The following is a 22989-nucleotide window of genomic DNA, read 5'->3' on the forward strand; positions in this document are numbered from 1 at the left end:
TAGGCGGCGGGCCTTCGCTGCCGTCCTAGCACCTGGTTACGAAGGTCCAGCCCTTGTTGCAGGCGCTTCTCATACACTCGCTTCCGTCCCCAACCCTTTGAAGCACCCACGATGAAAGTTCTGTTCGGTCTCGCCCTTGTCGCATCCTTGTTGTCCGGCTGTGCCGTGTACACGCCGCAAGGTTCGGTGGTCGTCGACCCGCACGATGGCGGCGGCCGGGGCGGCTTCTGTCCGCCCGGACAGGCCAAGAAGGGCAATTGCTGATGCGGGCGCCGGCCCGCGCCAGACTGCCGGGCCGGTGCTGCGTCACATGAAGCAGGGCCCCAGTTCCCTGACCTCGACCGTGGCCCACTGGGCGGCCGGACACTCGGCCGCCAGCGCCAGCGCTTCTTCGCGGGTCTCGCAGGTCAGCAGGAAGAATCCGCCGATCATTTCCTTGGCTTCGGCGTAGGGACCGTCCATCAGCTGGCGTTCGCCGTCGCGGATGCTCAGCCGCACGCCTTCGGCATCGGACTTCAGGGATTCGGCGCGTGTCAGCAGGCCGCGCGACTGCAGCGATTCGGCGTATCGCACCATTTGCGCGTAGGCCTCGCGGCCTTCGTCGGGCGTGCGCTGGGCGCGTTGGCCCACCGGTTCTACGATCAGCAGCAGGAAAGACATGGGGACTCCCGGAGCAAACTGCAGACGCCGCGAACGGCGGGCCTGCTAGGTTACCGCCGACCCCGCGCGCGCGCCAAGGCGGCGGGGCTCAGTCTTCCTGGAAGATCGATTCGATCGAGGCCTGAAAAACCCGGGCAATGGCGAAGGCGAGCGGCAGGCTCGGATCGTATCGCCCCGTCTCGATGGCGTTGACGGTCTGGCGCGACACGTCCAGGCGTTCGGCCAGCGCCGCCTGGCTCCAGCCGCGTTCGGCGCGCAATTCGCGGATGCGGTTTTTCATCGATGGCGCAGCGTGTCGACGATGGTCGTGAATGCCCAGACCCCGCCCATCAGCGGCCAGACCACAAACATGCTCAGTTTGGGAAAGCCCGCGATCTCCAGAAAGCCATACGTGAACGTGACCCCCGCCGTGACGGCAGCGGCGATTGCCAGGTGTTCCAGCGTGGTCTTGCGGATGAATTCGTCGGACCGGCGAACGGCGCGCACCACGGCGCGCAGCGCCAGCAGGAACGCCAGCATGGGGGTCAGCAGCACGACGGTGCGCAGCATGCCGGACGGCATGTCCAGACTGAGCCGCAGTGCGCCCGCCAGCAGCACGACATAGAGCGCCAGCGCGATGCCCAGTTCCTTGAAATAGCGGTGCTTGGCCTGGTGTTGATTCATGAAAAGCCCTTGTTGATGTAAAGCGTGCTTGACATTCTGGAGGGGCGCGGGCGGGGTGTCAAGTGTCCTTTACATCGCTCGTCCTTCACCTCGTTCGCGAACGGGGGCGGGCCAATAAAAAACCGGCTTGCGCCGGTTTCTGAAAAGGGATCGCAGACGCGATCAAGACTGGGCCGGCGCGGCGGACGCCGGGGCCTTCGCGGCATTCCCAGCGGGCTTTGCGTTCGTGGCCGACGTCTTGCCGCCCGCCGTCTTGGCGACCGGCGTTGCCGCGTTAACCGCGGGCGCGGCGGCCTGGGACGTTTCGGCCGCCTTGCCCGCGGCGGGCGCCTGAGGGGCGGCGGTCTTGGCCTGGGGCGGCGCGATGTCCATGATCAGCTCGACGCGGCGGTTGGCGGCGCGGCCGGCGGCCGTGTCGTTGGACTCGATCGGGCGCGTCTCCGCGTAGCCCACCGCGCGCAGCCGTTGCGGCGCCACGCCGTCGCGCACCAGTTCGCGCAACACGCTGGTCGCGCGGCTGCTGGACAGCTCCCAGTTCGAGGCGAACTGCTTGGTCAGGATGGGCACCGGGTCGCTGTGGCCTTCGACCGACACCTGGTAGTCGTTCTTGTTGAGGATGCCGGCCAGGCGCTTGATCACGTTCAGGCCCTCGTTGCTGAGGGTGGCCTGGCCCGAGGCGAACAGCAGTTCGTTGCTGATGCGAAAGCTGACCGACTGTTCATTGACGATCACATCCACCGAATTGCCCAGATCCGCCAGGCCCAGCGATTCCTTGGACGGGGCGGTCAGCGGCTTGGCGGCCTCGGCCACCACGACCTCGTCATCGGCCGGGGCGGGCGCGGCTGCCGCGGTGGCCGTGGCGGCTGCGGGCGCTTCGGTCCAGCTGGCCGGGATCTGCACGGTCTCGAACTCGGCATACTCGCCGTCGTACTTGGGCAAGCCGCTCGCGGCCAGCGTGCCCACCAGCTCCACGGGCGCTTCGGACTTGGCGTAGCCGCCGCCGTTCAGTGCAACCGCCAGCATCACAACCAGCATCGCCAGCAGCAGCGTGATGAGGTCAAGGTAGCTCAGCAGCCAGTTCTCGGAATCCTGCTCGACGGCATCCTCGACGTGCCAGCGCGCATAGCGGTCCTGGCGATCGCTGTCGCTGGGCCGCCAGCCGCTGGCGGCGGCCGCCTTTTGCGCGCGCAGCTGCGCCTGGCGGGCCTGCTCGATCCGCTGCGCAAGGGAACGGGAAATCAGGCTCATTGACGCGCGGCAGCGGGACGGGCGATGGACACGGGGGCGGCGGCCGTGGCGCCGGGGGCGGTTGCAGCCGGCTTGACCTGGCCTTCGGTCTTGGTCTTGGCCTTGGGCTTGGCGTCGGCGCCGCCGTCATAGATTTCGTCCTCGACGTGCATGACGAAGGAATTCAGGGTCTCTCGCACCATGGCCGGGCCGCGCTTCTCGCACATCATCGAGATCCCTTGCAGCACCATGTTCATGGACTCGACGCGGCGCGCCGTGCGGCGTTCCAGCTTCAACGCGATCGGCTTGCAGACCAGGTTGGCCAGCAGGATGCCGTAGAACGTGGTCATCAGGCCGATGGCCAGTTGCTGGCCGATGGTCTGCATGCTGCCGTCGCCCAGGACGCCCATCAGGTTGATCAGGCCGACCAGCGTGCCCAGCATCCCGAAGGCCGGGGCAAAGGTGGCCATCACGCGGAACATCTGGGCTTCGGCCTGTTCGCGGGCGCGCAGGCGGGCCACGCGCCACTTCAGGAGTTCGATGATCTGGTCTTCGGGCGTGTTGTCGATGATCAGCTGCACGCCCGTGCGCAGGAAGGGGTTCGACACCTTCTTGAGCTCGTGCTCGACCTTATGCACGTCGGCGTTCATCCAGAGCTGCGCCATCGACACCAGCTCTTCGATGTCGCGCTGCTGGTCGTGCTGGTCGTTGCGGAACACCGTGCGCACCAGCTTGAAGACGCGCACGACTTCCTGCAGCGGGTAGGCGATGAACAGCGCCGCGCAGGTGCCGCCCAGCACGATCGCCAGGCCGGGCAGGTTGAAATACATGCTGGCGTCGTTGGCGGAAAGCGCCACGACGATGATGAGCGTGAGCAGGCCGACAACGGCGCCGATGACGGTAGACGGATTCATGGATCTTGCCCGAGAACATGGCATTCCACGCGCGGAAAGCCGGATTGTCGGGAATTCTAGCCAGCGAACGCCCCGATCAATTCGCCGGAAAGCGGGGCGAAATAGGCGGTAAGCGCCGGCTTAATCCGCCAGTCAGGCGGGCGATTTGCTTGCGGCTGCCTGGCGGCCGTCCGACTAGCCGAACGCAGCCGCCGGGCGCAAAACGGGGACGGTCTACGGCTTGGCCACGGCGTCCTGCTGCGCCAGCCATTCCTCGCGGGTGATCTCCCAGATCTCGGCCAGATGGCGGCCGCTGACGAAGCCGCGCTCTTCCGTGCCCACCAGCCGCATGCCGCTGCGCGCCGAGATCCGCCGCGAGGCCGTGTTGGCGATGGCCTTGGGCGCGCGCAGAACGGGTTTGCCCAGCACGCCGAACCAGTAGGCGGTGACGGCGGCGCTGGCTTCGGTCATGTAACCGCGCCCCTGGTGGGCAGGGTCCAGCCAGAAGCCGCGGTTGTTGTCAGGGTCATCCTCCATCAGGCTGACGACGCCGATCAGCTCGTCCGGCAGCGCGCGCGTGCGGATCGACCAATGCCACTGCGACCCGCGGCGCATGGCCGGCAGCGCGGCGTTCACCAGAAACTGGCGTGCCCCGTCGGCCGGGTAAGGCCAGGGCACCTTGTCGGCCAGAAAGCGCACGACCTCCCACTGGGCAAACGTGCGCTGGATGGCGTCCGCATCGTCCAGGGACAGGGGGCGCAGTACCAGGCGGTCGGTCAGGAGTTCGGCGGGCGGCAGGGCGTCTGGCATGGTGGGCAGAGGATGGCGGACGAGAAGATCAAGCGGATATGTATATCATGGGCGGATTCTGGCGGTCGCCGAGGCCTGGCTTGGCCCTGGCGACCGTGGCATTGGAGAGAACATGAACAACCCCAACGAAAACGTCAGCATGGCGCTTTTCTGCGACTTCGAGAACGTGGCGCTGGGTGTGCGCGACACCAAATTCCAGAAGTTCGACATCCGGCCGGTGCTCGAGCGCCTGCTGCTCAAGGGCAGCATCGTCGTCAAGAAGGCCTATTGCGACTGGGAGCGCTACAAGGAATTCAAGGCGCCCATGCACGAGGCCAATTTCGAACTGATCGAAATCCCGCACGTGCGTCAGTCGGGCAAGAATTCGGCCGACATCCGCCTGGTCGTGGACGCGCTGGACTTCTGCTACACCAAGTCCCACGTCAACACCTTCGTCATCATCAGCGGCGACTCCGATTTCTCGCCGCTGGTGTCCAAGCTGCGCGAGAACAACAAGAAGGTCATCGGCGTGGGCGTCAAGCAGTCCACCTCGGACCTGCTCATCGCCAACTGCGACGAATTCATCTTCTACGACGATCTGGCCCGTGAAGGCCAGCGCACCGCCGAGGCACGGCGCGACACCCGGGGCGCCAGCGCCCAGCGCCGCTCGCCCGACGAGGAGCGCCGCCGCAAGGAAGAGCAGGACGCGCGCAAGACGCGCGCCGTCGAGATGGTGGTCGAGACCTTCGAGGCGCTGATGGCCGAACGCGGCGACAGCGGCAAGATCTGGGCGTCGGCCCTGAAAGACGCCTTGAAGCGCCGCAAGCCGGATTTCAACGAGTCCTACTATGGCTTTCGCGCGTTCGGCAACCTGCTGGAAGAAGCGCAGTCGCGCGGCTTTCTGGAAGTCGGCCGCGAAGAGAAGTCCGGCACGTACGTGTACCGCGACAGCACGGGCGACGCGCCTACGATCCGGGGCGGGCAGGCGCACGGCGCCGGGCCGGCCGACGTTGTGACCGATAACGGGGAAGCGCCGGCCGCTGGCGGACGCAATGCCCGCAAGTCGCGCGGTGGCCGCAAGGCCGAGGGCGGCCGCGCGGCGGGTTCGCAGGGCGAGGGCGCCGATCGGGACGAGACCGGGGCAGCGCCCGAGGCGCTTGCCGAAGGCGCGGATGCCTGGAAGCAGCCCGACGCGCCGGAGCAGACCGAAGGCGGCACGGAGGTGGACGTGTCGCAGGCGCCGGGTCAGGGGGCGGGCGCAGCGCCTGGGGAAGAATCCCCGCAGGCGCGCCATGCCGGACAGAAGGACAGCGCGCGGCAAGGACGTTCGGGCCGCCGGGGGCGGGGCGCGAGAGGCAGCGACGACGCGCGGCAATCGGCTCAGCCCGGGCACGCCGAAGCGGGCTCGGGGCTGCAGGGTTCGGCTGAAGCGCGTGGGGCATCCGCGGTGACGGAATCGTCCGGCGGGCAGGCTGCGCCTGAAAACCAAGCGGCCTCGGAAGGGCCGGCTGCGGGAGAAGGACAGGCTCCCAAAGAGAGGCCAGCCGCCGACACGGCGCCCCCCTTGATGCGGCCGATGCCCCCGCTGCCGCAATCGGCACTTGTCTCTGGCCCGCCGCCCGTCGTGAACGTTTCCGAATGGATGTTCGTGGCGCCGCCCGCCAAAACGGAACGCGAACGCCGGGGCGAGGCCTCGGATCCCTTCGCCGGGGCGCGCCGAGGAACGGCCGGGTCCGCTTCCGAAGCCGCTTCCGATGCCGCTTCGGACGCCGCTTCGGATGCCGCGCCCACCAAGCCCGCCACGAAATCCGCGGCCAAGTCCGCTGCCAAACCCGCCCGGGGCGCCCGCAAGACGGCGGCGAAGACTGAGGCGGCGGCCGAGACGCAGGGAGCGCCCGAGCGCCCGAACGCCTCGGCCCCGGCGCAGTCCGCCCAGCCGGCGCCGTCGTCGACGCCTGCCGCCGACATCGGCGCCGACACTGCTGCCCCGGCCAAGCCGGCGCGCAAAACGGCTCGCAAGACCGCGCCGCGCAAGGCCGTAAAGAAGGCCGATTCGGCCTGACCGCAAGGACATCCCGGACCGCCGCCCGTCACGCTTGGCTCCTATCCCAAATGCAACCCGTTCTGGTCAGCTCCTGCCTTCTGGGAAACCCCGTGCGCTACGACGGTCGCGGGGTGCCGCAAGGCGGTGCGGTCCTGACCCGCTGGCTCGCAGAAGGGCGTGTCGTGGCGGTCTGTCCCGAAGTAGCCGGCGGCATGCCGATCCCCCGGCCCCCGGCGGAAATCGAGCCGGGCAGGGACGCGGCCTCGGTGCTGGCGGGCCACGCGCGCGTTGTCGCCGTGACGGGCGACGACGTGACGGCGCCTTTCGTGCACGGGGCGCGCGAAGCGTTGGCAGCCGCGCAGGCCCACGGCATCCGCATCGCCGTGCTCAAAGAGGGCAGTCCGTCCTGTGGAAGCGGCTACGTCTACGACGGCCATTTTGCAGTCCGCCGGCAGCCCGGTGTGGGCGTGACGGCGCAATTGCTGCGCGGTGCAGGCTTGTACGTCTTCAGCGAACACCAGTGGGCTCAAGCGGCGGCGTTCCTGGCCGAACTGGAGGCAGGCGATGCTGGCTGAGGCGGGTGACTGGCTGGTGCTGGCCGGGGTAGCCGGATGCGGCTACCTGGCCTGGAAGGGCATCGTTCGCAACCATCACGGCGTCGCGTTCGCCCGCGTGGCCGCGATGGCAAGCCTGATCCTGTCCGCCGTCTTCTTTTACGCCTGGTACGCGCAGTATTTGCGGTGGGAGTTCAACGAGTTGGGCCGCTACTACGATCCGATCGAACAGGTCGTCTATACGGACTCGGGATTCGTCTGGGTGCTGCCGGCGGGTGTGCTCCTGGCCGTCGGCTTGATCTTTGCCTGGCGCGGTTGGCGCCGCTGAAGCGTGCCGTTCGAGCGCGCCGGCCGGTATCCCCGACACCGCGCCTGTCAGTTTGCGCGATATCCGCGGCTAGTCATGCAAGAATCCAGCGCGCGGTTGTAGGTGTCCACCATGATCTGGGTGGTCCATTGGGTGATGGTGGCGGGATCGTAACCGCTCTGGTTCATGGCCCAACGCTGGCAGTCCGTGGTGGCGTTCGCCTGGGCGGCATTGACCGGGGGCGCGGGCTCGTATTGCACCGGCGCGTACTGCGGGACCGGCGTGGAATACGCAACCGGCGGTGCTTCGTAAACCGGGGCGGTGTAGACCGGCGCGGCTTCATAGACCGTCGTCCCATATACGGGCGCGGCATACAGCGGCGGGCTCGTATAGCCGACCCCAGAGGAATAAACCCCGGTCTGCACGTAGGAAGGCCCTGAATTGGCTGCCAGCAGCAGCCCGATCGACGCCAGCGCAAAGGCGCCGCCAATCCACCAGCCGCTGGAACTGCTGCCACCGCCGCCGTGGTGATGGTGGTAGCCGCCACCATGACCGCCGCCGTAGCCACCACCATAACCGCCCCAATTCCCGCCACGCCCGCCAGCCATTGCTGGGGCGCTGGCAACCGCCAGCGCCAATCCCACAACAACCGCCCGGCCCACAAACCGCTTCATGATCTTGCTCCAAGGCCGTCCGGCATGGGCAGATTGCCATCAGGCCGGACGATAGCCGTACTGTACTGCGCCGGCGCCTCGGCGGTATGTCCAGAATCGCTACGGGAATTTCAAGTGATTTCAGGCGTCTGACGGCGGCACGGCTGCAAGCCGAAATGGCCAGCGCGCGGCCAGTCTGCGTCGCCTTCGGTAGCGCAAAGCAGGGATCGGTAGTACTTTTCCGCGATGATCACGGCACTACCCGATTCGGCACCGCAGGACAAGCGTCTTACCAAGGGTGAACGCACGCGGCGGCAACTGTTGACCGTCGCCGCGGCGGAATTCGCCGAGCGGGGATTCCAGCACACCCGCGTCAGCGATATCGTCGCCCGCGCCGGGGTGACCCAGCCCGTGTTCTATCAATACTTCACTAGCAAGCAGGCCGCCTATGACGAGCTGGTGGGCCTGTTTGCCCAACGGCTCCGCCAGGCCATCAGCCAGGCCCGCTTGCCCGGCGACCTCGAAGGCGCGGCACTCGTTGCGCGCATCCGGCAAGGCATCGGCACACTGCTTGCCATCTTGCAGGAAGACCCCAACCTCACGCGAATCGGCTTTTTCCAGGCCGACGCCGCCGAAGCGCTCAAGGACGAATTGGTGGCCCTGATCGCCGACAACGTCCGCTCAGAGCAGCAGGCAGGCCTGTTCCGCCCGGAAATTTCGCCCGAGTGGTTCGGCCAGTCCCTCATGGGCATCATCGAACGCTTCACCCGCCAGCTCCCCGACGCCGCCACGCAGAAAGCGCTGGCCGAGTTCATGACGGATCTGCTGCTGGACGGGATGCGCAGAAGGTGAGCTTTACAGGCCAATGACAGGTCATGGGCCGGGCGTTTCGGGAGAATGCGCGTCACGGTTCGATTTGTTCGCTGTTAACGCAAATGTCCTGGGTGCGCGGATCTTCGAAGCCGCACAACCGGTCGATCTCAGCAGGGAACTGCGCGTAAGGGACGTTGTATTGAACGAAGGCCTCCACGCTGTCCGGGATAGCGTGGATCAATAGCCCGCCGAGCGAAAGTGGGATAGTAATCGGCGCTTTCAATAAACCATAGGGCTTCGCGATTCTGCGACGCAATCCTGCATACCACTCCCGGTACGGTTGGAGGGCTTCCTGTTTGCGGGTTAGCCGAGGAGGCAGCGGCGCAGGTTCAGGTAAACCTTCGGGGCCGTGGGCCATAAAGGCTTGAAGATAGGCCCACAGCGCCTTGGCGGACCGGTCACCGACCGCCACCCCAAGGTTTCCACATGCCACACAGATTTCGGTGGGTGGGGTCATGGCTAAATCTACGCCTAATAGGTACAGCGGATGTCTTGACGTATTGATAGTGCCTGAAAATATCGGGATGTAGCCGGCCAGAGCCTCGACGTGAGCCCAGTCGATAACGTGAAGTCGTTTACTCCTGGGAAAGACGTAATACAGCTTCTGAGTACGCCTATTAATTCGAACATAAGCACCACGAGTTCGATGTGCTCCACTCGCGAAATAAATCAGCGTTGTGACAGCAGGCAGTGCAGGTGCAGCCATAATAATCGAAAGATAATTTTCGAAATTCGAATTCTTCTCGTTCAAAATGGCTATCATCAAGATCACCCCTGCGATCGCTACCACCGCACCGAGCCCGATATGTCTGGCGGCCCCACTTTGCGTAAAGTTTGCGTACGTTTCGAGTTCGACACATCGCTCATTGACTCGCCTCACCCCGTCCGGCTGAGGATGCTCTCCCGATGGCTGGTGGTGGTACAGAGGCGTACCGCCGAATCGGAGACTTCTCGGAAGGCGTTTGGTGTCAGCCATTACTTGTCCTCCGGACAGGTTCGAGTAGCGCAGAACTGATCGGGTCAGACAGCCATCCGCCCGACGAGAACTGCAATGGCTTTGGCGCGTGCGGTTGCCGCAACGCTATGTCAGGTTGCGAATCAGGGTCCGGGAAATACAGATACTCGAGTTCCACCCTGGCATCTTTTGCATCTGGATTGACCAGCCGCCATAGCGCAGCGGATACAGGGGCACACCGCGTTCGCAAGGCGGTGGGGAGATGGCTTTGCCCAGGCGTTTTTCATTCGGGCGAATGGAACCCAGCGCTTTTTTAAAGTTCACGGTATGGGGGGGCATCGATCTGGACGCCTCAGGCATCCGATCAGTCGTTGCTTGCGCCATGAGCTTCACTCGGTGATTGAACGAAAGGACGTTCAATCTAAGGCGGTACGAACCCCTTGGACATTTGAATAGTTCGAAACTGCGAATGAGAGGGTCTGATTTGTAGAATCCTCGAGTCCGCTATCAATCCAAGTGTCATGGGCAAGGTTCGATTGATATGCGTGCGCAGGCGCAGCAGTGCGCCAGTATGAAAACCCCGGCCATGGCCCCGGGCCAGGGTTGCAATGCCAATCTTGCGAGTGAGCGGCAGTTACTCCACCCGAGCCCCCGACGCCGCCACCACCTTCCCGGCCGCTTCAAAATCCGCGTTCAGCAATTCCTGAAACTGCGCCGCCGACTTCGCTTCGGCTTCGACGCCCAGCGAGGCCAGGCGGGCTTGCACCTTGGGGTCGGCCAGCACCTTGTTCACGGCGGCGTTGATCTGGTCGCGGTCGGCGGTGGAGATGCCCGCCGGGGCCAGCAGACCGAGCCAGGAGTCGAAGGCGTAGCCGGGCAGGCCGCTTTCGGCCACGGTGGGCAGGTCGGGGGCAAAGCGTGAGCGGGTTTTGCCGGTGTAGGCCAGGAACGTGACGCGCGGGTCGTTGCGGTAGGCGGTGACGCCGATGGTGGCGGCGGTGACCGCCTGGACGCGGCCGGCCAGCAGTTCGGTCACGGCGTCGCCCGTGGACTTCATGGGAATGTGCTGCATCTGCGCGCCGGCGGCCGTCAGGAACGACGCCATGCCCAAGTGCGAGGCGCTGCCGTTGCCAGCGGACGCGTAGTCGTAGGCGCCGGGCTTGGCCTTGACGGCCTGGATGAATTCGGCCGTGTTCCTGGCGTTCAGCGACGCGGACGCAAGGATGATGTAGCCGGTGTTGCCGATGTAGGCGACGCCGGTGAAGTCCTTGCCGGGGTCGTAGCTGAGGTTCTTGTACAGATATCCGGCGATGTTGTGGCTGGCGGCGGCCAGGACCAGGGTGTTGCCGTCGGGCTTGGCGCGGGCGACCTGGGCGGTGCCCACGGTGCCGCCGGCGCCGGCGCGGTTTTCAATCACGATCGAGGCGTCCAGGGCCTTGCCCAGTTCATCGCCGATGGCGCGAGCGATGGTGTCCTGGACCGCGCCGGTGCCGTAGGGCACGACGATGCGGATGACGCGTTGGTCGGCGTGCGCGGTGGCCATGCCGATGGCGGCCAGGGCAAGGGCGAGCAGGGTGTTGCGGCGTGCAGCTTGGAATCGGGGGGTCATGAAGCGGACTCGTGGTTGGGCGCGCCGCCCGGATTGCGGCGCGGGTAGGACGGCGTTGGACTCTAATCAATGGCTCCGCCCGCACCAACGAATTAATCGCCGCTTGTTTATTGCTTGCGGCGATAAGGCCGCCGCCAAAGGGGACAGACCATGGGCTTTATCATGTGCCAGTGACCAAGCCGCGACTCCGGTCGCCGGCGCTTTTTTTTTGCCCTGGCATCCATGCCCTGATCGCAGAGGAGATTTATTAGTGGTTCGATCCGCAACGACAGCATCGCACTCCCTTCCGACCCGCCATCATGCCGCCGTCTCCTGGCGGCGCAGACGGGAAAGGCCATGGCTGGCGGCCTGGCTGCTGGCGGCGATGCTCAGTTGCTTGTCGTTCCTGTGGCAGGCCCCGGCGGTGGCCGCGTTCCCGCTGCTGCCGGCTGCGTCGGCGCAGGAGCCGGCAGCCACGCCTTCGGCCTTGACCCCCGCCGCGTTGGCGGATCTGCTGGACAACCCCGAAGCCCGCCAGGCCCTGATCGACCAGCTTCGGTCGCAGGCGGCAGGAGACAAACAGGCGCCGGCGGGCAACGCGCCATCGCGCGCGGCGCCCGCCAAGCCAGTTCCCGCCACGCCGGCCGAACCGAGCCTGCAAGAGCGCATGGCCGACGGCGTCCAGCGTTTCCTGACCGGCATTGCGGCCGACATGGGGCAGGGTGCCGACGACCTGCGCGCGCTGGCGTCGGGCCAGAACCTGCGCATGGACAGCGGCGAGGCGCGTAGCGCCTTGCTGCCGCTGGCGATGGCCGCCATCGCCACCATCATCGCCTTCATCCTGCTGCGCATGATCGCCATGCGCATCTATACGCGGATCGACCATTGGGTTGCCGAGCAGGGTTGCGAAACCGGCACGCCGCCCGCGCGCGGCAAGCCGGCGTCCATGAAGGTGCTGGCGCGCCGCGCAGGCGCGATCATCGGCGCGCTGGCCATCGACGTGGCCGTCGTCCTGCTGGCCGCCATGGCGGGCGGCGCGGCGGCGCTTTGGACCACGCCGGGGCGCGGCACGCTGGACGGGCTGGCCTCGCTGTTTCTGCAGGCCTTCGTGGCGGTGGAGATCGTCAAGGTGCTGATCCGCACGGTATTCGCCGTGCGCCATCCGCATCTGCGCCTGTTGCCGATGTCTGACGAACTGGCCAAGTACTGGAACGCGTGGCTCGTGCGCATCGTGGCAGCGGCCGGTTACGGCACGCTGGTGGTCGGTCCCGTGATGGCGGCGGCGCTGTCGCCCGCGCTGGGTCGGCTGACGACGATGCTGATCATGCTGGCGGTGTACATCTACGCGGTGCGCGTCATCTGGCAGAACCGGCAGGCCGTTCGCGAACGCCTGGACCGCCGCGCGGCCGGCGCGGCCACGTTCATGGGATCGCGCCTGCGCCTGCTGTCGCGCATCTGGCACGTGCTGGGCATCGTCTACTTCACCATCCTGCTGGTGGTCAGCCAGGTCGACCCGACGGACGCGTTGCCCTTCATGGCCCGCGCCACGGCGCAGACGCTGCTGGTCATCGGCGTGGGCAGCCTGCTGATCCTGCTGCTCAATGCCATGCTGTCCAAGCCGATCCGCCTGTCGGACGACCTGCGCCGGCGGCTGCCGCTGCTGGAAGCGCGCGTCAACGCCTACGTGCCGGCCGCGCTGAAGGTGGTGGGCTGGATCATCCGCATCATCATCGTGCTGCTGATCCTGGACGCGTGGCGGGCCTTTGACCTGTCGCGCTGGCTGGCGTCGGACGCCGGCGCCGCCGCGATCAAGGTGGTGCTGAACATCGTCATCGTCCTCCTGATCGCCATGCTGGCGTGGACGGTAATTGCCAGCATCATCGAGCACCGCCTGAGCCAGAGCGAAGAGCGGGGCATGCCGAGCGCGCGCGAGCGCACGCTGCTGGCGCTGTTCCGCAACGCCGCGCTGATCGTCATCGTGACCATGACGCTGATGGTGCTGCTTTCGCAGATCGGCATCGACGTCGGTCCGCTGATCGCGGGCGCCGGCGTGGTGGGCCTGGCCATCGGTTTTGGCGCGCAGAAGCTGGTGCAGGACATCATCACCGGGGTCTTCATCCAGCTTGAGAACGGGATGAACGAGAACGACGTGGTGCAGGTGGCAGGCGTTTTCGGCACGGTCGAGAAGATGACCATCCGTTCGGTCGGCATCCGCACGCTGGACGGCGGCTACCATCTGGTGCCGTTCTCGTCGGTGGACGTGGTGGCCAACCACATGCGTGACTTCTCGTATCACCTGGGCGAATACACCATTGCGCACCGCGAAAGCGTGGATGACGCGATCGAGCATCTGCGCGCGGCCTTCGCCGAACTGATGACGGATTCGGTGCTGGGACCGGAGATCCTGGAAGAAATGACCGTGGCGGGCGTCACGGCGGTCAACGACAAGGGCGTGACCATCCGCATCCTCATCAAGACCACCCCCGGCATGCAGTGGGCGGTGCAGCGCGGCTACAACCGGCTGCTCAAGAAGCACTTCGACGCCGCCGGCATCGAGCTGCCGTACCCGCACACGGTGGTGTACTTCGGGCAGGACAAGCGCGGCTTTGCGCCGCCCGCCAACGTGCACCTGCAGGCCGAACGGCCCGACGAGGGCGGGGACGCGCGCGCCGCGGGCCATACGCGCCGCCGCTTGAAGCCGGAAACGGCCAACGCCGATTCGGCAGAGGTGCTGGGCAACGAACTGGAGGCCCGCGAAGAGGCCGAAGCCGATCCCGCGCGCACGGAGCCGGCGCGCAGCTAAGGCCATCGAAAAGCCTTCGCGGCACGGGCAACGACACCTCTGGCGGGTGCCGTTGCCCGTGAATCATGCCGCCGCGTCGTCGGCGGATTCCAGCCGCAGCGCGCGTGCCGCCGTCAGCGTATAGCAGCCGCGCCGCACCTTGCCGATCTGCAGGGGGCCGCCCCAGTCGGCCAGGCGGCGTTGCAACAGCAGCAGGCGCACGCCCAGGTTGTCCTGGATGTCGGGCAGGCCGAGCGAGCTGCCCSCCAGCCGCAATTGCCGCGTCGAAAAGTCCCACCGCCCCGTGCGCTGGGCGTCGTTGGCGATCTTCCAGAGGATGGCGCCTGCCACGCCCTTGATGAGGTATTGGTCGTCGATGAAGATCGTGCCATCGCGGGGAAAATAGCGCAGATGCAGGGCAGGCCCCGTATCCCTGCCTGCACCCAGGTCTCCCTTCCCGAATGCGTGCCCGGGCGGATCGGCGCGGTCCTGCGTCGGCATGGGCGGCGCCGCGTCCAGTTCCGCGCGTTGCAACGCCACCAGCGTCTGCGCAAGCTGCGCGCCCAGCACCGCCAGCGCGTCTTCGTCGTCATAGCCAAAGAACTGATCGCTTTCGCTTTCGACCAGCAGCGCGCCCACGGTCCGCCCGCGCGCGCGCAGCGGAACGGCCAGCTGGCTGCATGGCGTGGCCAGGCCCGGCAGGGCGATCGGCTGGCCGCCCGCCCAGTGCTTGTCCACGGCGATCTGATGCAGCGTGCGGCCATAGCGGTACATGCGCGCCATATGGCCAATCCGTAGCGCCACGCCTTCGCGCACGGCCACGCCAACCAGGCCCGCTTCGGCCAGCGGCAGTTCGGCGCCGATTCCCTGCTGCGGGTAGCCCATGCTGGCAAGCGCATACAGCGTCTGGCGATCCCCATCCAGCAGCCACAGGATGGCGTGCCGGACGGCCAGATCCTGGCGCAGTCCGTCCAAAGCGACCTGCGGCAGTTGGGCAAGTTCGCCGCATTCGGCCAGGCGGGCCGAAACGGCGCGCGCACCCGCCGCCAGATCGCAGCGCGGCTGCAGCGTGGCTAGCGGCGCGCCCGGGTGCAGGGGAGCGATGTCCAGCACCGCATAGATATCCGCGCCGCGCAGCCGGAACACGTCCTCCATGCCCGAATGCGCGGCGATGCCCGCCAGCTTGGCCCGCAACCGCTCGAAGACCGGCCCTTCGGTTTCGGTGCGCACATAGCGCAATTGCAGGCCCAAGCCGCCGCCGGAGCGGGGATCCTCGACCATCAGGCTGGCTCGCCGCGTGACAAGAATGTTCTTGCGGCTTTGGTTGAAAAACTGGAACGTCAGCGCGACGTGGTTCGTGTCCACGTACTCGACGTGCGACAGCAGATTGACGTGGGGAATGCCGTCGGCAGACACGCTGCAAAGCGTGGGCGGAATGCCGCCGTCCAGAATGCGGCGCACCCCAAGCAGTGTCAGGGCGCTCATGCGTCAGGCTCCAGCGCGATGGCCTGGCCGGCGTCGGGCCCGGGCGTCTGGTTCCACGCACCCGCCACGCTGAAGGTAATGGCCGTCATCGCGTGTGCCGCAATGCCGTACCAGTGGTCCAGGAAGGGCGCGCCGGCAAAGCCGTCGACGTCGGCCAGTTCGCGGGCCAGCGTGTCGCGCCGCAGCATCAGCAGGGCGGCGTGGGATCGCTGCGCAGGCGCGACGCGCGCGTCATGCCCTTTGACGTGCAGGGTGCGGTTGCTGCGCGGAGAGGTGGCCAGCAGGGCGACCTGGGCGGTTTCTCGCACCGCGGCCACCACCCGGGGCGCGGCGCATTCGGCAATCAGCACCAGCAGACGGCCGTCGGGCAGCGCGTCAACGGCCAGGGCGCGGCCGACATGCGGATTGCCGTCCAGATCGCAACTGCCCAGCCGCAGCGAAGGCAGGGCGGGCAGGCTAAGGCTCCATTCGGCGGGCAGTCTGGGCACGGCGCGAGGCCTCAAGACGGTTGGACGTCGGCGTGCCGGAAATCATAGGCTGCTTAACAGACTTTTAGCAACGCGCGGCCCGGGCTTTTCCTAGACTGTCTTCGCTGGCTGGCGCTCGGGATTGGACCGGCGCCGCGGCCGGCATTCTCATTACTGCTCAACGCGCGATCCCGCTTTTTCACCGCACAAAAGGTCTACTCCATGAACTGCCTGATTGCTTCCCCGTCCTTTCCGCCGTCCGGCGCCGATGCGCCGCGCGTGGACATCTATGTTGGCATCCACAAGGCGCTGCGCGCCATGATGATGGATACGCTCTTGGCCGTTGGCCGGATCGACGTGCATGACGCCGCCGCCACGCGGGCGGTCTGTGAACGCGTGCTTGCGCTGGCGGACCTGTGCGCCAGCCATCTGGGGCACGAGAACGACTTTGTTCATCCCGCCATGGAAGCACGGCGTCCGGGTTCCAGCGCACGCGTCGCTGGCGAGCATGCCGAACACCTGGCCGCGATCACGGCGTTGCGCGAGGCGGTGGCGAGCCTGGGCGACGCACAGCACGCCGCCGCACGAACGGACGCCGCGCTGCGGCTGTACCGCGGGCTGGCGTTGTTCGTGGGGGAAAATTTCGTGCATATGCACGTGGAGGAGTCCCAGCATAATCAGGCGCTGTGGTCCTGCTACAGCGACGACGAACTGCGTGCGCTGGAGGGCGCCATCGTGGCCTCGCTGCCGCCGGCCGAGAACCTATGCGTGCTGCGGTGGATGATTCCGGCCATGACGCCCGGCGAGCGGGCCGCGTTGCTGGGCGGCCTGCAGACGGCCGTTCCGGCGCCGGTCTTCGAGGCCGTGTTGCAGGCCATCCAGCCGCACCTGACGCCGCAGGAATGGACCAGGCTGATGCGCGCGTTGGAACGGGATCAGATTCCCGTTCCGTTGGAAGCGTGAATTCGCGCCAGCCTGGCTTTGCGATTGGTCCGGGCCTTGGGGGCCTACCGTCCGGTCTGCACGCCTGCGGCCTGCAAGCGCTCGTTGACGGCCTGGTAGCCGGCGCTCGTCATGTCGGTCTTGCGGATCGCCTGGTCGCAGGCCTTGCGGTCGTCAGGGCAGCCGGACTTGTCTGGCATGTCGCCCGCGACGACGAAGTAGTCGACGACGAACTTTGCCACGTATTTCTTGACCGGCTTGCCTTGCAGGAATGCGGCGATGTCGGCGCGAAACGTGGCGACGGTCTTCTCGGCGATCGGCGCCCAGTCCTGGCATTGCGAGAACGTGGCAACGCCACCGGCCCACGCCAGCTTGGTGCAATTGAGCAGCAGGGCGTCGGCGGGCTTGGCGCCGGCCGGCAGCATGGCGCGGACGGTGGCCCCGCGCGTGCCGGCGAAGGTGACGACGCCGGCTTTCGCGGCGGCAGCGTCGATGGTTGTCTTGATCACGAAGGAATCGTCGATCACGGGCGGCACTTTGTCGTTCGGACCCTTGGCGTAGATGTCCGAGATCTTTTGGGCGTCCACACGCGAGTAATCCATCACCCGGCCCAGCAGGCGCCAATCGGCGGCAAGCAGCGCATCATGCTCTTCGCGGATGCCATATTCCAGAACGGCGCGCTCAATGTCGGTGGGCGTGTAGGCGGCGCTGGCCAGCGTAGGCAGCAGGGCGGCCGCAGCGGCGGCGAATGCAAGGGGAATTGTCTTCATGAAGATAGGGCGTAAAGGAATGGTCCGCGAGGGTAACCGAGATAGGCGCCGCCTGTCCCGGTTTGACCACGCCGCGTGCGGTATAAACGAGACCCACCATGTCAGAGCAAGGGAGTCTCGTGTCCAGCAAACTCGGAGCAGGCCGCCTCGTCGCGGCGACCGCCAGCGTCATCCGGCAACAGGGCCGCACGATGCTGGCCGCGGCCCCCTGGTCGTTGGCGGTGTTCGTGCTGACGCTGCCGTTCGCGCTGGTCGTGTCTCCCTTGTATCGGCTTCAGGATTGGCTGATCCTTGCGCTGGCGCTCGTCTGCCTGATCGCCTTCGCGCGCACGACGTACGCGTGGCATCGGGTGATATTGCTGGGCGAGACCGCGCGCACGGCCGACGCGCGGGGCGGCAACCCGGAGGCCCGGCACTTCGTGTTGCTGGGCGGACTGGCTGTTGGCGGCATGGCGATCGCGCGCGCCACGGGCGATCTTCCGTATGTCCTCTACATGCTGATCGGCGGCGGCAACGATGAATTGTTCTACGGCATGCTGATGGCATTGCTGGCATTGGTGTGGCTGCCCGTGCTGTACGGATTGGCCGTGTACGGCCTGAGTCTGCCGCGCGCGGCGGTCACGGGCACGTATGGGTTTGGCGCGGTGCGTGGCGCGATGCGCTATCCGCGGTGGCCGTTGATGCTGGCATTCCTCACGTTGCTGGTCCTGGGCGCGCACGCCAGCAACGACTTGCGTCCGATGCTGTACGACTACGTGGGCGTTCAGGCCCTGCAGGGTGTGCTGGCCGCGGTGGGGTGCGTTGGCGTGATCTTTGTGCTGACGGCGATGACCGCCGTGGCGTATCGGGACTCGGAGATTGGCGCCGAGTTGAATTGAGCAGGTTTGCGCGGCGGGCCAATGCGCCATCCGCATTGGTGCGCATCGCACAACATCGTGCTTCCCGCGCTGTGTCTACCGCGGCTGCGGTGGTGGTCCTACGATGCCTTCACTGTCGATCGACTCGTACCACCCCGCCCGGCGCGCGCCGCTTGCCCGCTGCGCCGCTGCCTGACTGCCATCCAGGAGATAACGCCATGTTTTCCGCAGACACTTTGGACCCCATCACCCAGACCGCCATCGATCTGGTTCCTTCCCGCTATGCCGTGCAGATCGGCGACATCGACGCGCTGGTGGTCAGCGACGGGGTGCTGCCGCTGCCCACCTCGACGATGGCCACGAATGCCGATCCGGCCGATCTGGCCGACTGGCTCGACCACATGTACATGCCGCCGGACGCATTCGACTGGCCGCTGAACGTGATGGTGGCGCGAAGCGGCGAGCAGACCATTCTGATCGATGCGGGGCTGGGCGGCCAGTTCCCGGGCTTTCCGCGCGCGGGGCAGTTTCCGCAACGCCTGCAATCGGCGGGCATTGCGCTCGAATCCGTGACGGACGTGATCATCACGCACATGCACATGGATCACGTGGGCGGACTGCTGGTCCCCGGCGTGAAGGAGCGCCTGCGCAAGGACGTGCGCATCCATGTCAACGCCACCGAAGTGGCGTTCTGGACGTCACCGGACTTTACGCAGACGGTCATGCCCAAGCCGGTGCCCGCCGTGCTGCGCTCGACGGCGACCAGCTTCTATGAAACGTACCGCGACCAGATCCAGGTCTTCGAGGATCGCAAGGAAGTGGCCCCGGGCGTGATCGTGCGCCTGACCGGCGGCCACACGCCCGGCCACTGTGTCGTCGATCTGATCTCGGACGGCGACCGCCTGACGTTTGCGGGCGACGCCGTGTTCCCGGTGGCGTTCGATCATCCCGAATGGCACAACGGCTTCGAGCACGATCCGGTGGAGTCGGCCCGGGTTCGCCTTGCCCTGTTCAACGAGCTGGCCCAGAACAAGGGGCTGCTCGTGGCGGCGCATCTGCCGTTCCCGTCGGTGGGCCGGGTGGCGAAGGAAGGCGATGCGTTCCGCTGGGTGCCGGTTATCTGGGATTTCTGATCTCGGGCGTGTCGCCCGCGCCCAGGTCCCAGTACAGCCCCGTCATCAGGCTGAGCCCCTGCCGCAGCAGATCGGGCGGCAGGTGCTCGTTCGGCGCGTGCTGCGAGCAGCCTGGGTAAGAGTGGGGCACCCAGATCGTCTTGAGGCCCAGCACGTCGGTGAAGATGTCGTTGGGCAGCGAGCCGCCCAGGTTGGGCAGCAGTGCGGTCTTCTGGCCGGAAGTGCGTTCCAGCGACGCCACCGCCCAGCTCACCCAGGCGTCATCCGGGTCGATGCGGGTCGCGCGGAACATGGTTTCGCGGGTCAGGGATATCTGAACCATCGGAAAGCCGTGGCTGTCCAGATGACGGCGCAGGGCCGGAATGAGGTCGTCCGGGTCCACACCCACCACGAAGCGCAGCTGGCAGCGCGCCCACGCGCGCGGCGGGATGGCGTTGACGGGCGTGTCCGGGTTGCCGGTCTTGTAGGCCAGCACCTCGAACGAACACCAGCCGAAGACGCGTTCGGCGGGCGACAGGCCCGGCTCGCCCCAGTCGGGTTCGATCTCAGGCCCGTCCGCGCCGCCATCGACTTCGCAGTCGGCCAGCGCGCGGCGCACGGCCGGCGGCAGTTCCTTGGGCACCCATTCCGGGATGCGGATCTGGCCGTTGGGCGTGGCGATGCTGGCGATCGCATGCGCCAGTTGCAGGCCGGGGTTGGAGATCAGTCCGCCCCAGTTGCCGGAATGATGGCCGCCGGCGCGCGCCTCGATGGTGAGGTCGAAGTTCAGGCTGCCGCGCGCACCGAGGAAGATGGTAGGGCGGTTGGCGCTCAGGCGCGGGCCGTCGGAGGCGATCAGCAGGTCGGCCGCCATGAGGTCGCGATGTTCGGTGCACAGTTCGCGCAGGCCCATCGAACCCGTTTCCTCGCCCATCTCGATCAGGTATTTGGCGTTGAAGCCCAGCTTGCCGCGCGTTTCCAGGACCAGCCGCAGCGCCTCCATGTTGATGCTGTGCTGACCCTTGTTGTCGGCGATGCCGCGGCCATACCAGCGGCCTTCGGCCTCGGTCAGCGCCCAGGGCGACAGGCCTTCCTTCCATTCCCGTTCCAATCCGCGGATCACGTCGCCGTGGCCGTAGCCCAGCACGGTGGGCAGGTCCGGGTCCTCGATGCGCTCGGCGTACAGGAAAGGGGCCAGCGCCTTCGGATGCGTGAGGGTGCGGCAGGTAAAGCCCAGCGCTTCGAACGCCGGCCGGATTTCCGCTTCCAGGTAGTCCGCCAGCACGGCGGCGCGCTCGGGGTTCTGGCTTTCCGTGGGCAGCGCCAGCCGGCGCGCCAGAAGCGTGCGGAAGGCGCCGGAATCAAAGCACTGCTCGGCCTGGGCGATGGCTTGTGCGCGGGTCATGGCTGGGAAGCTCCGGTGGACGTCGAGGAATGGGTCGGGTAGAGGTGGCAGGCAACGAGCGCCCCATCGCGCTGCGTCAGCGCGGGCCGTTCGGTCTTGCATTGCGGCATGGCGTGCTGGCAACGCGGATGGAAGGGGCAGCCGGACGGCGGATGCAGCGGGTCGGGAAACGACAGGCCCAGGCCCATGTCGGGGATGCCCAGCCCCGGCTCGGGGGTGAGCACCGACGCCAGCAGCGCCTGCGTGTAGGGATGGCGCGGGTCGTGAAAGAGGCGGGCGGTGGGCGCGGATTCGACCACGCGGCCCAGGTACATCACGGCCACGTGGGTGGCGATGTGTTCGACCACGGCCAGATTGTGGCTGATGAAGACATAGGTCAGGTTGAAGTCGCGCCGCAGGTCCATCAGCAGGTTCATGATCTGCGCCTGCACCGACACGTCCAGCGCGGAGGTCGGCTCGTCGCAGATCACGATCTCGGGCTGCATCACCAGCGCGCGCGCGATGGCCACGCGCTGGCGCTGGCCGCCCGACAGCTGCCCGGGCGTGTTGTGGGCCAGCCGCGGCGGCAGGCCCACGCGTTCCAGCATGTCGATGGCCTTGTGCATCTTCGGGTTGGGGATGCCGTGCACCTCCAGCGGCAGCGACACGATGGAAGCGATGGAGCGGCGCGGGTTCAAGGACGAATACGGGTCCTGGAAGATGGGTTGCACGCGGCGGGCGAGGGCGCGCCGGTCCATCTTGCGGATGTCTTGGCCTTCAAGGCGGATGCTGCCCTCGGTGGGCGGCGTCAGACCCAGCAGCATGCGCGCCAGCGTGGACTTGCCGCAGCCCGACTCGCCAACGATGCCCAGCACCGCGCCCCGGTCGACGGCCAGGTCCACGCCATTGACCGCGTGCAGCGTGGCCCGCGGGCGGAACATGCCGGCGCGCACCGTGAATTGGCGGCTGACGGCATCGGCTTGCAGCAGCGCGCTCATGCGGGGACTCCTTCGGCGCTGAGAATGCAGCGCCATTGCTGGCCAGCGGCCTGGCCATGGATGGGAACGGCCTGCCGGCATTGCGGTTGCGCATAACGGCAGCGATCGGCGAAGGCGCAGCCGCGCAGCTCGCCCACCAGCGACGGCACGACGCCCGGGATGGTGCCCAGCGCCTCGCCCGGGGCCGTGCGGCCGGGCACGGGGATACAGCCCAGCAGCCCTTGCGTGTAGGGATGGTGCGGGGTGGCGAAAATATCGGCCACGGGGCCTTCTTCCACGATCTGGCCGGCGTACATCACCGCCACTTGGCGGGCGATGCGCGCCACCACGCCCAGGTCGTGCGTGATCAGCACCATGGCAATGCCCAGTTCGGCCTGCAGGTCCGCCAGCAGCCGCAGGATCTGGGCTTGAATCGTGACGTCCAGCGCGGTGCTGGGTTCGTCGGCAATCAGCAGCTCGGGACCGCACATGAGCGCCATCGCGATCATCACCCGCTGGCGCAGCCCGCCGGACAACTGGTGCGGATACTGGCCCAGACGCTGGCCGGCCGACGCGATGCCGACCTTCTCCAGCAGTTCCACGGCGCGGTCGCGCGCCTGCTGGCTGCTCGCCTTGCAGTGGTGGATGTAGTGTTCGGTGAGCTGTTCGCCGATGGCGTAGGCGGGATTGAGCGCCGTCATGGGCTCTTGAAAGATCATCGCCATCTTGCTGCCGCGCAGCGCATTGACGCGCCGGCCGCGTGCCTTGGACAGGTCCTCGCCCAGCACGGCCAGCCGGCGCGTGCTGCGCCGGGCAGCCTTGGGCAACAGGCCCATGATGGCCAGCGAGGTCATCGACTTGCCGCAGCCCGATTCCCCGACCAGGCACAGCGTTTCACCGCGCCGGACCTGGAAGGACACATCGCGCACCGCGTGCAGCGGGCCGCGTGGCGTGGCGATGTCGACGGTCAGGCCCTGCACGTCCAGGACGATATCGGTGCCATTCAT

The 22989-nt window shown here is 66.9% G+C and carries 24 protein-coding genes; 9 read left to right on the top strand and 15 right to left on the bottom strand.

Annotated features, from left to right (window positions below; genetic code table 11):
* Window positions 1-111 precede the first annotated feature (111 nt).
* The gene (locus tag ASD87_RS27165) at window positions 112-264 is read left to right on the top strand and encodes a hypothetical protein (protein ID WP_156403371.1); all 153 of its coding nucleotides are present in this window, start codon (window positions 112-114) and stop codon (window positions 262-264) included.
* A gap of 42 nt (window positions 265-306) precedes the next feature.
* On the opposite strand, the gene ASD87_RS03180 is transcribed toward ASD87_RS27165, so the two are convergent.
* The 6 genes from ASD87_RS03180 to ASD87_RS03205 all read right to left on the bottom strand — a co-directional run bounded on the left by ASD87_RS03180 (window position 307) and on the right by ASD87_RS03205 (window position 4253).
* Window positions 307-660, bottom strand: a complete 354-nt coding sequence (locus tag ASD87_RS03180; RefSeq protein ID WP_056317040.1) for a YciI family protein — start codon at window positions 658-660, stop codon at window positions 307-309.
* An 88-nt stretch (window positions 661-748) separates the two neighbouring features.
* Window positions 749-940 carry a helix-turn-helix transcriptional regulator gene (locus ASD87_RS03185; RefSeq protein ID WP_056317041.1) on the bottom strand — a complete coding sequence of 64 codons (192 nt, stop codon included), beginning with the start codon at window positions 938-940 and terminating at the stop codon, window positions 749-751.
* Window positions 937-1323, bottom strand: coding sequence for a hypothetical protein (locus tag ASD87_RS03190; RefSeq protein ID WP_056317042.1), 387 nt, complete (start codon window positions 1321-1323; stop codon window positions 937-939). Before ASD87_RS03190 ends, ASD87_RS03185 begins: the two co-directional genes overlap by 4 nt.
* Before the next feature lie 162 nt (window positions 1324-1485).
* On the bottom strand, window positions 1486-2571 hold the full coding sequence (locus ASD87_RS03195; RefSeq protein WP_056317045.1) for an OmpA family protein: 1086 nt from the start codon (window positions 2569-2571) through the stop codon (window positions 1486-1488).
* Complete coding sequence (locus ASD87_RS03200; RefSeq protein WP_056317046.1) at window positions 2568-3464, bottom strand: motility protein A; 897 nt, start codon at window positions 3462-3464, stop codon at window positions 2568-2570. The genes ASD87_RS03195 and ASD87_RS03200 overlap by 4 nt, the downstream gene beginning before the upstream one ends.
* A gap of 213 nt (window positions 3465-3677) precedes the next feature.
* Complete coding sequence (locus tag ASD87_RS03205; RefSeq protein ID WP_056317047.1) at window positions 3678-4253, bottom strand: GNAT family N-acetyltransferase; 576 nt, start codon at window positions 4251-4253, stop codon at window positions 3678-3680.
* Between the two features lie 112 nt (window positions 4254-4365).
* Here ASD87_RS03205 and ASD87_RS03210 point away from each other — a divergent pair, with 112 nt between their 5' ends.
* Genes ASD87_RS03210 through ASD87_RS03220 form a run of 3 tightly spaced genes read left to right on the top strand, consistent with a single transcriptional unit; the run spans window position 4366 to window position 7158 of the window.
* On the top strand, window positions 4366-6294 hold the full coding sequence (locus ASD87_RS03210) for an NYN domain-containing protein (protein WP_056317048.1): 1929 nt from the start codon (window positions 4366-4368) through the stop codon (window positions 6292-6294).
* Window positions 6295-6344: 50 nt separating this feature from the next.
* On the top strand, window positions 6345-6851 hold the full coding sequence (locus ASD87_RS03215; RefSeq protein ID WP_056317049.1) for a DUF523 domain-containing protein: 507 nt from the start codon (window positions 6345-6347) through the stop codon (window positions 6849-6851).
* On the top strand, window positions 6841-7158 hold the full coding sequence (locus ASD87_RS03220) for a hypothetical protein (RefSeq protein ID WP_056317053.1): 318 nt from the start codon (window positions 6841-6843) through the stop codon (window positions 7156-7158). The genes ASD87_RS03215 and ASD87_RS03220 overlap by 11 nt, the downstream gene beginning before the upstream one ends.
* A gap of 47 nt (window positions 7159-7205) precedes the next feature.
* Here ASD87_RS03220 and ASD87_RS03225 read toward each other — a convergent pair whose 3' ends face one another.
* Window positions 7206-7811, bottom strand: a complete 606-nt coding sequence (locus ASD87_RS03225) for a hypothetical protein (RefSeq protein ID WP_056317057.1) — start codon at window positions 7809-7811, stop codon at window positions 7206-7208.
* A 225-nt stretch (window positions 7812-8036) separates the two neighbouring features.
* On the opposite strand from ASD87_RS03225, the gene ASD87_RS03230 reads away from it, so the two are divergent.
* A complete protein-coding gene (locus ASD87_RS03230) occupies window positions 8037-8642 on the top strand; it encodes a TetR/AcrR family transcriptional regulator (RefSeq protein ID WP_056317060.1) in 606 nt (201 codons plus the stop codon).
* Between the two features lie 52 nt (window positions 8643-8694).
* Here the strand turns inward: ASD87_RS03230 and ASD87_RS26840 are convergent, their stop codons facing one another.
* Both ASD87_RS26840 and ASD87_RS03240 read right to left on the bottom strand, forming a co-directional pair.
* Window positions 8695-9639 carry a DUF6708 domain-containing protein gene (locus ASD87_RS26840; protein ID WP_156403372.1) on the bottom strand — a complete coding sequence of 315 codons (945 nt, stop codon included), beginning with the start codon at window positions 9637-9639 and terminating at the stop codon, window positions 8695-8697.
* A gap of 613 nt (window positions 9640-10252) precedes the next feature.
* Window positions 10253-11227, bottom strand: a complete 975-nt coding sequence (locus ASD87_RS03240; protein ID WP_056317066.1) for a tripartite tricarboxylate transporter substrate-binding protein — start codon at window positions 11225-11227, stop codon at window positions 10253-10255.
* Window positions 11228-11591: 364 nt separating this feature from the next.
* Between ASD87_RS03240 and ASD87_RS03245 the strand changes: the two genes are divergently transcribed.
* Entirely contained in the window at window positions 11592-14009 is a 2418-nt protein-coding gene (locus tag ASD87_RS03245) for a mechanosensitive ion channel domain-containing protein (RefSeq protein WP_056317068.1), read from the top strand.
* 63 nt (window positions 14010-14072) lie between these two features.
* On the opposite strand, the gene ASD87_RS03250 is transcribed toward ASD87_RS03245, so the two are convergent.
* Window positions 14073-15473: a GAF domain-containing protein gene (locus tag ASD87_RS03250; protein WP_056317071.1), complete on the bottom strand. Its 1401-nt coding sequence runs from the start codon at window positions 15471-15473 to the stop codon at window positions 14073-14075.
* Entirely contained in the window at window positions 15470-15961 is a 492-nt protein-coding gene (locus tag ASD87_RS03255) for a hypothetical protein (protein WP_056317074.1), read from the bottom strand. The genes ASD87_RS03250 and ASD87_RS03255 overlap by 4 nt, the downstream gene beginning before the upstream one ends.
* 201 nt (window positions 15962-16162) lie before the next feature.
* Here ASD87_RS03255 and ASD87_RS03260 point away from each other — a divergent pair, with 201 nt between their 5' ends.
* Window positions 16163-16903: a hemerythrin domain-containing protein gene (locus ASD87_RS03260; protein ID WP_056317077.1), complete on the top strand. Its 741-nt coding sequence runs from the start codon at window positions 16163-16165 to the stop codon at window positions 16901-16903.
* A gap of 44 nt (window positions 16904-16947) precedes the next feature.
* Here ASD87_RS03260 and ASD87_RS03265 read toward each other — a convergent pair whose 3' ends face one another.
* The gene (locus tag ASD87_RS03265; protein WP_056317080.1) at window positions 16948-17652 is read right to left on the bottom strand and encodes a hypothetical protein; all 705 of its coding nucleotides are present in this window, start codon (window positions 17650-17652) and stop codon (window positions 16948-16950) included.
* 98 nt (window positions 17653-17750) lie between these two features.
* Here ASD87_RS03265 and ASD87_RS03270 point away from each other — a divergent pair, with 98 nt between their 5' ends.
* Together ASD87_RS03270 and ASD87_RS03275 are read left to right on the top strand one after the other, a co-directional pair.
* Entirely contained in the window at window positions 17751-18530 is a 780-nt protein-coding gene (locus ASD87_RS03270; RefSeq protein ID WP_235512594.1) for a hypothetical protein, read from the top strand.
* Window positions 18531-18727: 197 nt separating this feature from the next.
* Entirely contained in the window at window positions 18728-19642 is a 915-nt protein-coding gene (locus tag ASD87_RS03275) for an MBL fold metallo-hydrolase (RefSeq protein ID WP_056317083.1), read from the top strand.
* Here the strand turns inward: ASD87_RS03275 and ASD87_RS03280 are convergent.
* The 3 genes from ASD87_RS03280 to ASD87_RS03290 are packed head-to-tail and all read right to left on the bottom strand — an operon-like array spanning window position 19626 to window position 22989.
* Window positions 19626-21026, bottom strand: a complete 1401-nt coding sequence (locus ASD87_RS03280; protein WP_056317085.1) for a M20 family metallopeptidase — start codon at window positions 21024-21026, stop codon at window positions 19626-19628. The genes ASD87_RS03275 and ASD87_RS03280 overlap by 17 nt on opposite strands.
* Entirely contained in the window at window positions 21023-22003 is a 981-nt protein-coding gene (locus tag ASD87_RS03285) for an ABC transporter ATP-binding protein (RefSeq protein ID WP_056317087.1), read from the bottom strand. The genes ASD87_RS03280 and ASD87_RS03285 overlap by 4 nt, the downstream gene beginning before the upstream one ends.
* Entirely contained in the window at window positions 22000-22989 is a 990-nt protein-coding gene (locus ASD87_RS03290) for an ABC transporter ATP-binding protein (protein ID WP_056317090.1), read from the bottom strand. Before ASD87_RS03290 ends, ASD87_RS03285 begins: the two co-directional genes overlap by 4 nt.

Origin of the sequence: Achromobacter sp. Root170, assembly GCF_001428165.1 — a bacterium.
Taxonomy (GTDB): domain Bacteria; phylum Pseudomonadota; class Gammaproteobacteria; order Burkholderiales; family Burkholderiaceae_B; genus Achromobacter; species Achromobacter mucicolens.